Source organism: Enterococcus sp. AZ009, assembly GCF_050548785.1.
In the GTDB taxonomy this organism is placed as follows: domain Bacteria; phylum Bacillota; class Bacilli; order Lactobacillales; family Enterococcaceae; genus Enterococcus_D; species Enterococcus_D entomosocium.
Window position 1 is genome coordinate 3672060 of sequence record NZ_CP172960.1, and the last position, 16672, is coordinate 3688731.

The 16672-nt window shown below is 38.4% G+C and carries 13 protein-coding genes and 1 CRISPR repeat array; of the genes, 2 read left to right on the forward strand and 11 right to left on the reverse strand.

Annotated features, from left to right (window positions below):
• The 8 genes from IGJ74_RS17380 to IGJ74_RS17415 all read right to left on the reverse strand — a co-directional run bounded on the left by IGJ74_RS17380 (window position 1) and on the right by IGJ74_RS17415 (window position 10974).
• Window positions 1–840, reverse strand: coding sequence for a carbohydrate ABC transporter permease (locus IGJ74_RS17380; protein ID WP_016613017.1), 840 nt, complete (start codon window positions 838–840; stop codon window positions 1–3).
• Entirely contained in the window at window positions 833–1702 is an 870-nt protein-coding gene (locus IGJ74_RS17385) for a carbohydrate ABC transporter permease (protein WP_087664482.1), read from the reverse strand. Before IGJ74_RS17385 ends, IGJ74_RS17380 begins: the two co-directional genes overlap by 8 nt.
• Window positions 1689–4130 carry a hypothetical protein gene (locus IGJ74_RS17390; protein ID WP_087664481.1) on the reverse strand — a complete coding sequence of 814 codons (2442 nt, stop codon included), beginning with the start codon at window positions 4128–4130 and terminating at the stop codon, window positions 1689–1691. Before IGJ74_RS17390 ends, IGJ74_RS17385 begins: the two co-directional genes overlap by 14 nt.
• A 76-nt stretch (window positions 4131–4206) precedes the next feature.
• Complete coding sequence (locus IGJ74_RS17395; protein ID WP_087664480.1) at window positions 4207–5460, reverse strand: ABC transporter substrate-binding protein; 1254 nt, start codon at window positions 5458–5460, stop codon at window positions 4207–4209.
• A 20-nt stretch (window positions 5461–5480) separates the two neighbouring features.
• Entirely contained in the window at window positions 5481–6335 is an 855-nt protein-coding gene (locus IGJ74_RS17400) for a GRP family sugar transporter (protein WP_087664479.1), read from the reverse strand.
• Window positions 6332–7435, reverse strand: coding sequence for a glycoside hydrolase family 88/105 protein (locus IGJ74_RS17405; protein WP_087664478.1), 1104 nt, complete (start codon window positions 7433–7435; stop codon window positions 6332–6334). The genes IGJ74_RS17400 and IGJ74_RS17405 overlap by 4 nt, the downstream gene beginning before the upstream one ends.
• 2 nt (window positions 7436–7437) lie before the next feature.
• Window positions 7438–8307, reverse strand: coding sequence for an AraC family transcriptional regulator (locus tag IGJ74_RS17410; RefSeq protein ID WP_087664477.1), 870 nt, complete (start codon window positions 8305–8307; stop codon window positions 7438–7440).
• A 666-nt stretch (window positions 8308–8973) separates the two neighbouring features.
• A CRISPR array of direct repeats spans window positions 8974–9326; the repeat unit is 30 nt; unit sequence CATTTACATTCCACTATTTTAGATTTGAAC.
• A gap of 460 nt (window positions 9327–9786) precedes the next feature.
• On the reverse strand, window positions 9787–10974 hold the full coding sequence (locus IGJ74_RS17415; RefSeq protein ID WP_087664476.1) for an MFS transporter: 1188 nt from the start codon (window positions 10972–10974) through the stop codon (window positions 9787–9789).
• A gap of 209 nt (window positions 10975–11183) precedes the next feature.
• Between IGJ74_RS17415 and IGJ74_RS17420 the strand changes: the two genes are divergently transcribed.
• Window positions 11184–12032, forward strand: a complete 849-nt coding sequence (locus IGJ74_RS17420; RefSeq protein WP_242691868.1) for a helix-turn-helix domain-containing protein — start codon at window positions 11184–11186, stop codon at window positions 12030–12032.
• Window positions 12033–12068: 36 nt separating this feature from the next.
• Here IGJ74_RS17420 and IGJ74_RS17425 read toward each other — a convergent pair whose 3' ends face one another.
• Complete coding sequence (locus IGJ74_RS17425; protein ID WP_207463069.1) at window positions 12069–13643, reverse strand: ABC transporter ATP-binding protein; 1575 nt, start codon at window positions 13641–13643, stop codon at window positions 12069–12071.
• 237 nt (window positions 13644–13880) lie between these two features.
• On the opposite strand from IGJ74_RS17425, the gene IGJ74_RS17430 reads away from it, so the two are divergent.
• Window positions 13881–14735, forward strand: a complete 855-nt coding sequence (locus IGJ74_RS17430; RefSeq protein WP_430608645.1) for a helix-turn-helix domain-containing protein — start codon at window positions 13881–13883, stop codon at window positions 14733–14735.
• Window positions 14736–14963: 228 nt separating this feature from the next.
• On the opposite strand, the gene IGJ74_RS17435 is transcribed toward IGJ74_RS17430, so the two are convergent.
• Together IGJ74_RS17435 and IGJ74_RS17440 are read right to left on the reverse strand one after the other, a co-directional pair.
• Complete coding sequence (locus tag IGJ74_RS17435; RefSeq protein ID WP_008381786.1) at window positions 14964–15779, reverse strand: carbohydrate ABC transporter permease; 816 nt, start codon at window positions 15777–15779, stop codon at window positions 14964–14966.
• A complete protein-coding gene (locus IGJ74_RS17440; RefSeq protein ID WP_015510593.1) occupies window positions 15776–16657 on the reverse strand; it encodes a carbohydrate ABC transporter permease in 882 nt (293 codons plus the stop codon). Before IGJ74_RS17440 ends, IGJ74_RS17435 begins: the two co-directional genes overlap by 4 nt.
• Window positions 16658–16672: the final 15 nt, after the last annotated feature.

Genomic DNA, 16672 nt, shown 5'->3' on the forward strand with positions numbered 1-16672 from the left:
TTAGTCTTTCATCCCAGTTGTCGCACCAGAATCTAAGATATAACGTTGGAACACGATAAACACTAATACTAATGGAATAATTGAAATCACTGAGGCAGCAATTAACACGGTCCAGTTCACATTTTCTGCCCCCACCAAGCTCCTGATGGCTACCTGGAAAGTGTATTTCTTGGGGTCGTTCAAAACTATCAACGGCCAAATGTAATCATTCCACCGCCATTGGAAAGAAAAGATGCTCAGCGTCATAATGATTGGTTTGGCAATGGGTAACATGATTTTCATAAATATTGTGCCATCTGAAGCTCCATCGATTCGCGCGGACTCGATTAAGTCATCCGGAATAGAGACAAAGAAGGTTCTGAACATGAAAATTCCTGTAGCAGTATTGATTGAAGGAATAATGATCCCAGCCAAACTATCATACAAACCTAATTTACGAATTACCGTAAATACTGGATTCATGATTACTTCGGTAGGTAACATCGTAGTTGCAATAATACAGACAAAGAAGAATTTCAACCACTTCATGTCATATTTTGCAAACGCAAAGCCACATGTTGCACTGGCAATAACCGTTAATATCGTGGTAATAACTGACGACTTCATGGTGTTCGTAAAGTATTTTACGAAATCCAGACTTGTCCATGCATCAAGATAATTCTGCACAGTTGCGTTCTCTGGCAAGATACTTAACGGGTAGGAAAATAATTCTGACCCGGGTTTAAAAGAGCTAAGTACAAACCATACTAGTGGGAACAAGTACAACATAGCCACAAGAATCAGAGCCACTGTGAGAATGATTGTGCTCGTTTTATCGTGAAGCTTTGAAGTGTCATTCATTTTTACCACCTCCAATTTTCATTTGAACGAGTCCGAGAACTAACAAGATTGCAAATAATACCATAGAGGCTGCACTGGCATACCCAACCCTCATCTTGTCAAATCCAGTTGTATAAATGTATTGCACAATGAACATATTTGCTGTGCCTGGTCCACCATTCGTTAAGGATTGAACTAAAGCAAATTCTTTCATGGCCCCAATACTAGCTAATAGGATCACCATAAAACTAGTTGGTTTTAATGAAGGAATCGTAATGTACAAAAACTTTTGAAAGGATGAGGCACCATCAATATCTGCTGCCTCGTAGTATGATTTAGGTATGTTCTTGAGCGCAGACATAAATTGCAACATATTAAATGCGGTCCCGCCCCAAAGCGCTGCTAACAGAATGACAGCAAATGCCGCGCTTGCATTGGAAAACCACGGAACGGATTCTCCGCCTAAATTCCCAATGATGTAGTTTACAAAACCAAAATTTTCTCCAAACAGCCATTTCCAAATAACCCCAGCGACAATTCCTGAAATTGTCCAAGGTAAAAAGAAAACTATTTTCCCTAAGAGTTTTCCTTTTGTGTGCTTGTTATTCAACAAGATGGCAATTCCTAAAGACACAGCGTAAATCAGTGGCACCAAGAAAATTGCATAGGTAAAGGTTCGGAATAAGGAACGATAAAAACTCGCATCTTGAAATAAAGCAATATAGTTATCGAAACCAAGAAAGTTAGCAGTCCCAAATCCTTTATAATCCGTTAAAGAGTAATAGAAACCCAGAATTGCTGGTATGAGAAAAAAAGTAATGAACAGGACAATATTGACTCCCGTAAAAACTAAAGGCCATATATTTTTTTTAAGTTTCTTCATGCTCTGCTCCCTCTTTCATTTTTACAACTGGCATTACTTGGTACGACGCAAGATGGTCAATCTCATTCCAAACGAACAAGCCAAATTGAGAATCATCAAACGACTCATCGGTCATTTTCGCTTTTTTGACCACTGCTATAAAAGACTCAAAAGTTGAAAACTCATTCCTGCTTCCGCACTTTACAAGTACAGTATGATCTATTCCTTCAGAAACGATGTCTCTCCCACGAGTATCCCCGCTTTGCTGCATTTTATACCCTTGCGAGAAGTAAACACCAAGGTAGCTTTGATCTTTTTTGATAAACAGCCAATTAGAATCATCCATATCTACCTGATCTAAATTCCAATAAGGCACATACATGTGGATAAACGGTACATATGCCTTCGATAAATTGTATTTCATGCACAGAACATTTTTAAATTGTTTAATACAAGGCATTCTGCCATTTCCGGCCCAATAACTAGGTCGATTTTCGCCACTATGCATAAACTCACCTGGGTTATTAATCCAAAGCTGTGTCCCATCACTGCCTAAGGAAACGTTCATCATATGTTGCTGGTGGCCTTTTTCAAAGCAATGATAGTCGATCCCACTAGCAAGTGAATATTCTCGACATTTATAAAGATACGTCTGCACTTGATTGATCCCCTGAAGATAAGTTACGGTCAATTCCTCATTTGGCTTTAAATCAATCAAAGACAAGCACTCCTTTGGTGGAACATAATCAGATAGGCAAAACAGTGTCGATGCTCGTAAGGCGTAATTAAAATTTCCTCGGTCCCAAGCAATCGCTAATATATTACTGAGTTCTCCTAAACGCATGGCTTTCAAATCGTGCTCATAGGTTCTACCGAATGTGGAGGAAAGCGTTCCTCCATGAGAATTTACAGCCATGATTGTGAAGGTGAAATCCAATGCTTTTTTCGCTGCATCTCTTATCTCTTCATCTGGTGCATTCGTATAAAGGCTGAAAAATCCGATTAAATCGATAGGGAGATACGTAGTAGAATTCCATTCAGAAAACCCATAGTGTTCAAATTGCTCAAACCACTGTAACAAACGTTGTTTTCCTAAATCGTATTGTTGACTTCCCTGTCTGCCACTCGTTACAAACGTCTCCTCCGGAAGCAAGCACCCAGCAAAATATTGGCAGGTATGAAACAACAAGGAATGGTTTTCACTGAAGTACCACATAACATCATTGCCAGGTTCATCGATCCAATACCGAAAATGTATCGCCAAATCTTTTAATTTTGTCCTTAGCTTTTCTGGCAATTGCTCTTTTTTCCCTAGCCAAAAGCCTAACAACGGTGCAAACATAAAATCTGCACAATCTCCCCGCTCTTCGATCATACGAAAAGCAGGCTGGAGTTTTTCCCAGCACTCTTCTGACAAGGAACCTGTTAAGTGAATTTCGGCTAACGCACTGTTCATATCCTGAATAGCCAGTTTTGAAAAAATCGTCAGCGCTGTCGTTTTTCTTTCTTCTAAATTTCCACCTAAATGACGCGCAAGTTTTTCTTCGTTATAAACTGTAAAAACAAATTTCTTGAACAGATACGTTTGATCCGGAAGTAAAACCCCCACAAATAGATGCGTTAGTCCTGAGGTAGGGATGTCTTCTACATCACCTAAGGAAATCCGTTGATTATTTAACGGCAGAAACTGACTTTCTCGTCGGAAATCTGTGATATTTCCCCCAACTTCTTCTGTAAAGGTGACTTCTTCATAAGTAACAAAGACTTTTTCAAAATAATCATAGTCTGAACAGATACTTACTTCCCCTTTAGAATAAAAGTCTTTTTCAAAATAAAGGCCATTCAAGAAATCCTCTGCCTGTTGAAGAATCGTATCGTCATACGATAAAGGTAAAACGACTTGAAAGTGATGATTCGACAAAATTTTTAATTCAACAAAAAAGTTTACGTCCCGCTCGGCTAGATCATCCATGTAAACAATCAGCTCGTTATCCCCCTGTTCAAGAGGAAGATTTACCGTGGTTTTCGTGCCGTGGTTTCGCGTATAGGGATGAAAATCGGTGAGCAATTTTCCGTTTATCCAAAGAATAGCTCTTCCACAAGTAACCAACGCGCATTCCACCGTTTGGTTCTCTTGGCAACGTAGTTGTGCTCGCAAGTATGTACTTACTTTCTGCGGTGTTGCTTGAAAAGTAGAAAAATCTACCCTCGGGTTTTCAAAGCCATCATACACTTCTGAAAACACTTGCTTTCTAGGGTAAGGCACCTCCGAAAGTGCTCTCAAAAAGTTTGTTCGAATGGGGTATTCGACTTCTTGATATCCTTCCGTCATATTTACAGGAGCATCAATACAACTAGCTTTGCTTGCAACTTTTTGCTTTTGGAGCGTGCTACGTTGCCAGCGATTGATAGAAGTGCCTTGCTTTACTGAATAAATATAATTGCTCATTCTTCTCCCACTTTCAAAATAGAATGGATGTGAACCGGATGAATATCCGTCCAGTTCACATCATTTCTCGCTTTACTTACTTCATCGTGTACCCATCATTGTAGTCTTTTTCGATATTTTCAATCATTTGATCAAACGTGATTTCGTCATTCAACGCTTGAACCATTGAGTCCTTGTATGCACCAGTTAGTCCAACGTATCCAGCCATTGTCATCGCTACTTGATCTGCAGTTTGTTTAGAAGAAATGGGTTGGGCTGCAGCTTCAATTTCTTGGTTGTAGATATCATAAGCCGCTTGTGCATCCCCGTAGTCCACATTTATTCCTTCTTCTGCTGGAAGATAACCAGCTAATTCACATAACTCAGTATAATTTTCTGGTGTGTACAACCACTCCATAAACTTCTGTCCGCCCTCACTGTTCTTACTGTTCTCAAAGCCAACCATAAAATTACCACCCATATTGGTAGCACGAGTTGTTTCATACGGCATGTAGATGGCTTGCCAATTGAAATCTTTAATATTCGTAGTAAAATCCTTAATTTGCCAGCTGCCCGACATGTATGCAGGAATCATTCCACTCTTAAACATAGAAGAAGCATCTTCCCCAGAAGTCCAGACCGTTTTGGGAATTGTTCCGTCATTATTTAGATCAATGAACTTTTGTAGCGCGTCTTTTGTCGCGTCATCCGTTTCATACGTTCCAGTTGCTTCATTTAAAACAAAATCCTGTCCACCAAATTGGTACGTAAACGCTCTCAAACGATGATCAGAAGGATCCATTACAAACCCATATTTCGCATCTGTTTTTTCTTGAATTGTGTCCACTGCTTCTAAAAATTCATCCCATGTCCAAATGTCTCCTTCATCCTGGGGATAAGAAACACCTGCTTGATCAAATAGATCTGTATTAATAAACATCCCTACCGCAGTGACATCTGTTGGTAGTGCTCGAACCTTGCCGTCGTCATCTTTGATCGTCATCGAATCTAGCGTTTTCCCTTTATTAGCAATATCTGTCAAATCAACTAAGTAGTCTCCCCAATCTGGTAAGATTCCTGAAACGCGGGCAACATCGGGCGCATCATCTGATTGTACAGCTTTTGTAATTTTCGTTTCCATGTCTGCATAAGGTACATCTGTCACTTCCACTTTGACGCCAGTTTCTTCTTCATAGCGTTTTGCCATCTCACTATAAGCACCGCCTTCTGATGCATCTCCCGATACAAACAATCTTACCGTTTCGGAAGAAGCTGAATCAGAATTGCCACATGCCGTCAGGCCCATTAATAACCCTACACATAAGCCTGCCTTTAAAATCTTGTTTTTCATTAGTATTTCCTCCTAGTCGTCTATTTAAATTGACTTAAACCCAAAATTGCTGAAAAAAACATGACCATTCCGATGATCGTATGCATCACTTCTACCTTGGTCTTTTTTTCCTTTAATAATAAAATCCCTCCAATAATAGATACAAATATGCACAACTGAGAAATCGTATAACTTAATCCTACGCCTAACTGTGTCACGATATAAAATAAAGAAACATTTGCTATTGTCCAAAATATACCTGTCAGCACATTACGAGAAACTCTTGAAAGTTCTTGCTTTCCTGGATCAAACTTCGCAATCACACAAGAGGAGAGAAACATTGCAAATGCTTGAGGTAGAAAGATTTGTAGCCCTTCTACATGAAAAAGTGAGGTCGTTATCATATAGCCCATCAGACAAAGTGATGAAGTACAAATCATGATCATGGTTTGTAACGACACCGTTTTTTGTTCAGTATCCTTTTTTTGATTCATTGTAATAAGATAGATGGCAGCTAGGATAACCAGCAGCAATAGCAGGGTAACAAGTGACTGCCTCATACTCTGCCATTCACGGAGAAGGATGCCCGCAGCCAATGACGTAAACACCAATTGTGTTCCATTTGATAATGGCATCACGATCGAAACTGACCCAGTCTTAAGGGCTTTAAATTGGAGATATTGGCCACCTGCCCAAAATGATCCAGAGATCAACGCCGCAATAGTCCCAGTCAAGGTGTACTCAACACCCGTTAAAAAACTGAGAATGATAGAAATGCCAAACGCCGTAACAGTTGTTCCCAACAATTGTTCCACGGGTGATCCCCCAGCTTTTTTAGAAATAATAGGCATTAACCCCCATCCCAAAGCTGGCAAACAATAGATGAGATAGTTCATTTGATTTCCTTTTCTTTCAAAGATTTTGCGATACTCAAGGCAAGCAGTGTCATCGCTTGTCCATACACCATTGGCATTTGCACAATTCCTTTATAGTCCTCCGCATTGCAGGAAATCGGAGTACCTGCAGACACCCCAAGTACCGTACCATCTTCTGCTATTTTGGCAGTTAATGATGAGATTAAATCGTTGATCGCCTCGTCAGAAAGCTGAATGTTAAGGAAGTCATTCTTTATTCCTAAAAGAATGCCGGCAATAATTCCGGCTGAGCCGGACGTTTCCGTATAGGAAGTGGTGTCCGTTAAAATGGTATGCCATAATCCATCCTTGCTCCGGAGGTCTAACAACGTTTTGACTTGATTGTTGTAGAGATTCAATAGGTACACTTCTGACGACTTAGCTAAATACCCTTTCATTATTTCCAAAAACAGCGGTATACCAATCGTGATCCAGCTATTTCCTCGACACCAAAAATTGCCTCCATAGTTTGATTGTTCTTCAAAATTCCACCCATGATAAAACAACCCACTCTTACGATTCAAGAGATACTTACAATGAAGCAGCATTTGTTCTATTGCATCCTCACGCCATGTTTGATTATCGTATTTCACCCCCATTTTCGCCATAAAAAGCACGGTCATGAAAAGAGTATCTACCCAAATTTGCTGTCGATTCTCTTTTACTGTGAATTTGTCTATCCCAGACGTAATATGCTGTAGTCCATTTTCATCTGTTCTAGGAAACTCTTTTTCAATCCACTTCATCCATTCTAGAGCCATGTTTTCATATTCTGGATAGTCAACAAGCGTTAGTAAAGGACAAATCGTATTCACATTTTTAGTTGGAAGTCCTTTATTGATCTCTTCAGTTGCCCATTGTTTGATATACTCATCATTTAGCGGTCCTTCCAAATGTAAACCATAGATTGCGACGCCTTGAGGCCAGTCCCATTGTTCCATGCCAAAGTCTCTAGCAAAAAATCCTTTACTTTCTGATAATTGATCATTATTGTCTCTAAAATCTTCTTGATTTAACGGTACGCTATCAAAATACTTAAGCCGTTCTCTCACAAGTGAGATTTTATTATTCGTTACTACCATTTCTAACTCCTCTTGGCTCTTAAGTTTTTTATTTGGTATTGTTTTGGTGACTCGGCTTGTATCTCTTTAAATTTTTTAATATAGCTAGATTCATCACGATAACCAATTTTTTCCGAAACTTGTTTCACAGAGTATCCTTGTTCTAATAATTCTCGTGATTTCATAATTCGCATATAGATTAAATATTGATTTGGGGTCATCCCAAGTGCATTTTTAAATGCGCGAATAATCGTTGATTTACTAATAAAAAACCGTTCACTCAATTCGTCCAGAGTCATTTCATTCATGTATTCTTCTTTAAGAAAAGAAACAATCTCAGAAATTGTTTGGTAATGCTCATACGATATTGGTTTATGTAGTTTCTCATTAGAATAAACAATTTTATTCAATAGAATAAGTAACTCAGTTAACTTCAATTTTAGATGCAAAAGTTCAAAGGGTTTTTCTCGCTCTTGGTCACATCGAATCATTTCCTCATAAAGGTTAGTGACTTTAAGACTTTGATCTGAAGTCAACTCGAGACAGTCGACTTTTTGTTTCTTAGAAAATATTTCTAAAAGAAAAGGAAAACTGGTTGTAAATTCTTCAATAAAGCTGGGCTTGAACAAAATAAAATAGCGTTCATACAATTTGCTGCGGTCAATAGAGACTCGATGGAGTTCTTCTGAACTAAATAGAGCAACTGTACCAGCATCCGCATCAAATTTTCGCTCATCAATCTGATAAGTCGTGCTGTTTGTTAATGTAAAATGAATTTCAAACCCGTCATGAAAATGCGGCTTATCCATAAAATGAATCCTGTCTATTTTGTGCATTACTACTAAATCATTTTCAATCAGTACCTTATCAACGTTTTCAGTATCTAATCTCATGTTTTCACCTCACTGACAAGATGATTGTAACCGATTTCTCTATGAAATTGTATACGTTTCCATTCAATAAATCGGGCAATATTGTCATAAAAGATAGAATTTGGCACGATTTTAATTGTTACTAAATAATTAACCGGAAAAAAAGTATGCATTACTTAATCTAGTTGAGTGGCTCGAAACCTCTTGATATCACTCCAAGCCAAAATTTTTCGATAAGCAGTTTTAAACGGCACATAACGAGAAGAACGTCCGTTGGTTAAGCGTATCTGGCTTAAATGATGATCGCCATTCAAATCAAACTGTCAGAAAGCATTGGCTACTAAACAGAGAAATAGAGGACTCTATCATTTATCGGGCTGATGAATCATAATTGTCGTTGTACCATTTTTGCGCATCGTAAGAAATAAAAAAACCGCGCGTTTCTACGCGTGGCCAAGATAACATGAACGATAAAAAAACCTTTCAATACACGAACAGTGGCTACCAACCACATATCAGATCGAAAGGAAGTTTTTAATGTCTAACAACGATAAACCTTTAGGGCATGTAAGGTGGAGTTGTAACGTTCCCCTTGTTTTTACGGGTGGCTATTTACTATAGCTATAAAAAACGTATCGTTCTCTAGGTTGAGTAAATTACTACAAAATAAAAATCGGGATCTTACGAGTATAACATTCCACTATTTTAGATTTGAACGATCAAACCGCTCCCTCGTTCAGCTGGATTATCGGAATTTACATTCCACTCTTTTAGATTTGAACCGAAGAGCCGGACTTGAATCTGAGCCTAATCCGAGATTTACATTCCACTATTTTAGATTTGAACAAGATGTCTAATTGCATTGATACATGCGTATCTAGATTTACATTCCACTCTTTTAGATTTGAACATATTAGTCGGGGGCTTGGCGTTCTTCGATTTGTACATTTACATTCCACTATTTTAGATTTGAACGAGCTGCATTCGTATAAGCAGGGGACAGTGTCCAGCATTTACATTCCACTATTTTAGATTTGAACCCCGCATCTATTACAAGTTGAAATAATAGGCTTTATAGGCCTGTTTCTGTCGATGGCCAAAATTTGAAGTGATTCATCCTCTTAGATAACATTATATATCAAAAAAAGCTTATGTTCTAAGTACTTTTCGTCATCTGTCGTAACTAGGGGAAATCAGGTTATTCGGCATCGACAGAGAACGACTGTAAAAAATTTTAGAACCGAACCTAGGCTACTACTCTCCCTGCACTTGTTTTAATGTCCTTTTATACTTTTATGAAATCTGAATTTTCTTAGGTCATTTGTTAACCGAATCTTTTTTGATCACCACACAAAAAGCTAGTCAGGAACTGTTCCTAACTAGCTGTAACTGCTTTTTCATCTTCCTGTGTGTACCATTACCTAAGCTAACCGTTAAAGCTAGTTTTGTCTTATAGGACCTAGTAAAAAAGAGTTTCTCTTGACTACTATCTTCTTACTTTTAACTGATTTTAAGCTTCCCTGCAATCAGCCCCACTAGAAGCAATAAACTGCCGGAAAGAACAAACACCCACCGTACATCGAAAACATCTGCCACCTGTCCCATCAACAAGGTGAATAAAGCAAAAACACCGGAATTCAAGATGCCTGAGGCAGCGTAGATGGCAACCAATCGATCGGCTGCTATTTTTTGTTGGATTAATGAGGCTTGTGGGATATTTTTGATCTGGGAAAAAAGCCCGATTAAGACGGATAATCCTAGAATCAAAAAGCGGTCGCCTGATAGGGCAACGGCAACAGTGATCAGTCCGCCTAAAATAGCGCCCATTACAATCGCTGTTCGTTTGTTTTTATCAAACCGCTCGGAAAATCGCATCACCAACGCACTTCCTAGCAACGCGCCAACAAAATAAGTGGCGTTGATATAGCCCCACCAAGCATCAGGTGCCTGCATCACTTCTCGGACGAATACTAACACAATCGCAGACACCCAGGCTGTATTGGCGATACTTTCCAGCATGTCCATGCCAACGATCACCCGAACCAGAGGATCTTTCATAATCCAGCGCCAACCGATAAACAACTGGTGCGCTAATGGCTGCTTTTCGTTTTTTTCTCGAGTCGTTCTGGGCAAAAACGCTAATACTATCGAGGTGCTTAGAAACAGAAAGCTGTCTAATAAAACCAACTGATGAACAGAAAATACCAGCAGCAAGGAGGTTCCGATCGCCCAGCTGCCGATGTTGACTGTTTGAAGCATCGAATTGAATATTCCATTGGCTTTGACGAGGCGATGCTTTTCCACATATTTCGGGATCAAGGCACGACTAATTGGTTCTGAACAGCCGTCCAAAAATGAAATCAATGCGACAAGGCAATATAAAACCAGTAGATTCATCGTTTCGGCTTTCAGATAGAGATACGCGGTCATAAAAAAGAGCACGGCTGTTTTGCACATCTGGCTGACCTTCAGCACTTGTTCTAAGCGAAAATAACTCGTGATGACAGGTGAGAGAAAGCCGGAAATGACACCGCCTCCCGTTACTAGCACCGGGACAAGCGCCGCTGCCAAAGCAGAGTCTGTCCAGCTAAAAATAGAACTGATAATTGCCACAATATAAATGGTATCCCCGACATTCGCCACTGTTTGGCCAATGATCAATTGGGTAAATCCCTGATTCTTCTTCATTTGTTTTCCACCTTTACTTAGAAATAACGATTGCTCGTTTTTCTAGTTATTGATCGCCATTTGCTAAGTAAAGGATTTTATTTTGTCTGATTCATTTGCGGGGCCTCCTCTATCTGGTGTTGCCTAGCTGTCTAATAGTTCTACTATACCAGATTGACGAGCAAAATTATCTTATGTACACTATAATCACATTGCTCAAGGAGGCACCTATGAATGAATTAGGAACTACGTATCGTAAAATCAGAAAAAGCCGCGGCATCACGCAAGCGCAAGTTTGTAAAAACCTGCTTTCAAGAACTACCTTATCTAAATTTGAGAATGAAAAATTAACGCCCTCCGTTACCCTTTTTATCGAACTTTTAGCGCGAATCGATTGCGGTTTTGATGAATTTTTTTACATCGCCCAAGGATACTGTTTAAATGAAAAACAACAAATCTTGCATCAATTTTTCTCTTTGTTTTCCAACCAGGATCTAAAAGCATTGCTTGCCTTGAAAGAACAATGTTTACTTTTCCAAAGAACATCCGTCAGTAAAACCATTGACTTATTGTTGTATGTAATCGACTCTCTCACAGCGCTCTCAACGAATGCAGAAAAAGAAATTCCTTGCCTGCCCAAAGTTCTTTTGACGGTTCCCTGGGATGCGCTTCAGACCTATTCCAATTGGACTCTTGATGATATCAAGCTGATCAATTGTCTTTTATACCTCTTTCCAGTTGAAACCGCCCACGCCATTGCCCGCCAATTGATCCAACAGCTAAAAAAATACGAAGCACTAGAAAATACTGTGCCTTTACAGTGTGCGATTCATTTGAATGTCGCCTTGCTTTATCTGCAAGAGCAGCAACACCAAGAGGCGAAAGAAGCCGCGAATCAAGCCCTGCTATTGGCAAAAAAGAGCAAGCGCTATGATTACTATTCATTAGCCACTGCTCGAAAAAGTTTTGCGATCGGAGATACGGATTTATTTGCCCAAGCAAGACAGATGGCGTCGTTGTTTAAGGATAAATGGACTTGTGAATTGATTGAGAAGGAAGGACGACAGTTTTTGGGTTGATGGCAGGTCGTCGGATGACTTACATTAACCAAATTTTCATAACCGTTCTCCAATGATCACTACGTCATTAAATCTATCTAATACCAACTGGTCGTAATGATGTAAGGACAGCAAAACTATTTTATCGTCAATCTTAAGCAAATAGTCCAGCACAACTTCCTCCATTACTTTGTCCAAAGCAGAAAAAGGCTCATCCATAATTAAAAATGACGCGTCTTTATACAAAGCTCTGGCAATTGAGACCATTTGCTTTTGACCACCACTAAGGGAGCTGATTTCTTTCGAGAAAAAATCATCCTGCTCATTAATAAACAATTTTTTTATCTTACGTAGTTTCTCTTCATTCACATCGCTAGAAAAGCCTGTAATGTTGTCGATTACACTGCCGTTGTATAGTTTTATGTTTTGAGTCACCGCACTGATTTGAGAAAAATAGCCTTCTTTTTTCAAATGTTGGATGTTTTTACCATTAATCAAAATTTCTCCACGATATTTATTATTAGCCAGCATCAAAGCAGCATATATCGTTGACTTTCCGCTACCGTTTTTCCCTATCATTGCATAAGTATTTCCTTTCTCCAAAATAAAACTGTTTGGTCCAATTTCTCGCTTGTTTTCCATAAGAAATGTTACATTTTTCATTTCTACTTTATCTATAACAGAATGGAAGTCCTCTCGCTTTTGTGAATCTTCTGATTGCAAAAACTCCATCATTTCTTGTCGAATTTCCTTTGAAGAGTATATATCTGCTAGTGTATTGGAAAACCAGAAAATAGGTGTTGTAATTGTCCCAGCAGCTTGTGTGATAGCAATCAATTCCGCAAAAAATAAGCTCTTTTGTGTAATGAGAATAGCACCAATGACATACATACCAATTTGTAATAGCCAAGCGAACGAATCATTTGAGACAGTTACGATTGACTTTTCTTTTTTTAATACAAACATTTTTTTTGCACTCTGTTCACTTGAAGAAGCAAACCGTTTTTCCAAAAAATTATCTAGAAAAAATACTTTTCTAATTATGGAGTGATCAAAAATATCTAGCAAAACGTCTGAGTTATTTCCCAAACTATCATTGTATTTCTTTTGAGAAGGGGATATCTTGTTTGACATTTTTTTCGAGACGAGTAACGAACAAACAGCAATAAGAATCAGATAGCACAGAATAATTTTGTTTAAAGAGAAAATAAGAATCGCACCAAAGCTAAATGACAAACCAAAATATATTAAACTAATCAATGAAGGAATATAATTATCCACGATTAAAGGGATGTCATTACTAAATACCTTGATTAGTTTTGAAACCTTTAATTCTTCTGTCACATGTTTAGCAGCTTTGCTGTAAAACAATTGATTTAACTCGTTTTGTGAACGAGAATAAAATTTAATTGAAAAATATTGAGAAAACCAATTAACTAGACACAAAAGAATCAATACACTCAGATTTATTGTTGTCAATCTAACCAGATCTAAAGCGTACTTACCTTCTGCGACAGACATATTGTATTGAATTAATTTTGATAAAATAGGACTATACGCTGAGTAACATACTAAAAAGAATAACGATAAGAAACCCAAATATTTATTTTTTTTCAATAAAAGTCTAAACATTATTTACCTCCAATACGTGTCTTTGATACTGATCTTTCAAAATTTGTTCAAGAGAATCACCAGTACGCTCATAGACACCTTTCTTTCCCCGAAAAAAATTATTTTTTCACTTTCTGAATCAATTTTAGCTACAAAATAACTTATCTATTCATTCTTTCTTTTTTTTAAAAAGCATATTACACTTTCTTTAGAGAAATTAATTTTGTACAGAGTACTCACTTTTTAAGGAGGTTATTTATGAGATGGGACGCAGGCAGTATTTACAAAAAGATACGGAAGAGTAAAGGGTTAAGTCAAAACGAGATTTGTGGCACCAGCATTTCTAGAACAACCTTGTCAAAATTCGAAAATAATAAGCTCTCACCTTCCTATGACACGATGGTCTATCTGTTGTTGCAAATTGATATGAATGAAGAAGAGTTTCAATTTGTATGTAATGACTTCAGCTATGATTTAAGGGATGAAATTATTACTCTTTTCTTTAGACAAACGTCGAACTTAGAGACTGCTCAACTTTCCATGTTACTTGAAAAAGGAAATAGATATTTGAAAAAAGCAGACGATATTTTTATAAGAAACTTGATGAAAATCATTCAAAGTCTCACTTTACTGACTAATGACCAGATTGAGCAAATCGATTGTTTACCAAAAATCATCATAAGTGATGTCTGGTCTAAATTGTCAAAAATGGATGAATGGTACTATAGCGAACTTCGTCTAACTAATAGCTTTATGTATTACTTTCCGATAGAAACCGTCCTTTCGTTTCTTCCAAAACTACTTGAAACGGTTGAAAAATATGAAAAATTTACCTCTATGATTACAATTAGACTATCTATTCTATTAAATGTAGGATTACTTTTGATTCAAAACAACCATAAAGAAGCTGCAATTCCTCTACTCAAAGAAGCAATCGATCTAGGAAAAGAAGCGAAACGGTATGACTATTTGTCGATTGCCAAAGTACGTTATGCTATCTGCATAGATGATTATAAAGTAGCTTGTGAAGGTTTTCTCTTGTTGGAAATGACCGAAGAAAACGACATGTTAGAGCATTTGAAAAAAGAATGGGCAATTTTCTCTTCTTATTAATGCTTACCTATTTCATTTTTGTACCGATGGACAAAAGACTGAACTAAGCAGAAACCAAAAAGCTATAACAACGTTGGTATTCACTTTTTTCCGCCAACTGAAAGAAATTAGCGAAAAAGAGTAAACTCACAAAAATTGTGAATTTACTCCAAATCGATATACGACTCTTCTTTTATGGAATCAAATTTTCTAACGATGAGCTAATCGTTTCTCGCATGTAGCTTCTCCCTACTTCACCGATCCCAACATCCCAGCCACAAAATACTTTTGCAGCGAGAAGAAGACCACCATTGTTGGCAGAGTTGCGATCACGATTGCTAACATCATTAATCCATAATCTGGATTATTGGCGGCGCCGATGGCAGAAATCATTAGGGGAAAGGTTTGCTTTTCTGGTGATTGAAGGGTGATCAACGGCCACAGGTAGCTGTTCCAACTATTGATGAAGGTAATAATAGCAGCGGCCGCATAAGTTGTTTTCATGGTTGGCATGTATATTCGGAAAAACAAGCCTAGTTCCGACAGGCCATCCATTCGCCCAGCTTCAAGCAGTGACTTGGAAAACATTTTTGTGTTTTGTCTGAAAAAGAAAATCAGAAATGCGGTCGATAATGTTGGCAAAATGACTGAAGCTACTGTATCGAGTCCAATAAAAGGAATCGTCGTTGAAAAGCTGCCGAACATCCGAAACAGCGGAATCATGGTGGCGGCAAAAGGCAACATCATCGACAAGAGCAAAATATTAAAAAGCATATTTTTTAATCGGCTTTGATAGATCTCAAATCCGTAGCCGGCCAACGAAGCGATCGTCACAGATAAAATCGTCTGTAACAACGCAATTCTCGCACTGTTAAAGAATACTTGTTTCAAATCATAGGTTGCGACTAGGTTACGCCAGTTTTCTAGCAAATGGGTACTTGGCAATAGTTTGCCTTGCATGATATTTACGGTCGGATTGGTGATACTCACTAACATGAAATAAAAGGGAAAGGCAAACAGAATGGTAAAAACACCTAAAAACACATATGTGCCTACTTTTTTCATTTGTCCTCTCCTCCGATCTTAAATTGGATCATGGAAAAGAAGATGACCATGACGACAATGGCATAAGAAACTGCAGAGGCGTAGCCAAAATCTGGTGTATAGCGAAAAGAAAGATTATAAATATATTGGGAAATCGTCGATGTGGCGTTTCCTGGCCCACCTTGGGTCAAGTTCATCGGTTCATCAAATAACTGTAGTGTGCCAATCGTTGAGGTCACGGCTGAAAATAAAATGACTGGCTTTAGCAAAGGGACGGTGATTTTAAAAAATTGTTTCGTTGGAGAAGCACCATCGATTCTAGCAGCTTCATAAATTGCTGGGTCGATATTTTGCAAAGCCGATAAAAAGAAAATCATATTGTAGCCGGTCCAGCGCCAAGTGATGGCTAAAATGATAATGACTTTTGCCCAAAAGGGACTAGAGAAAAAGGCGATCGGCTCAGAGACAATCGACAGTCTCACTAAAAGGGCGTTCACCACGCCATTTGTTGCAAACAGTGATTTAAAGACCATGGAGTATGCGACTAATGAAGTCACTGCTGGCAAAAAAATGATCGTCCGAAACAGACCTTTCAGCTTTAGGGTTTTCTGATTGAGCTGGACGGAAAAGAACATGGCCAACAAGACCATGACAGGCACTTGAAAGCCCAAAAAGATCAAGGTATTTTTCGTGGCTGTCAAAAAGGTTTGATCCGAAAACAGCCGCCGATAATTCGCGAGTCCGCTAAAGGTCAGCCCGGTGCCGCTTCCTGATTGCAAGGATAATAGAAACGCTTGGATCATTGGATAAAAAGAGAAAAAGAAGATTAAGAGTGTCGGGATAGCAATAAACAGCCACCCCGTGATCACTCCTTTTTTATAAAATAATTTATTTTTCATCGTACATGCCCCTCA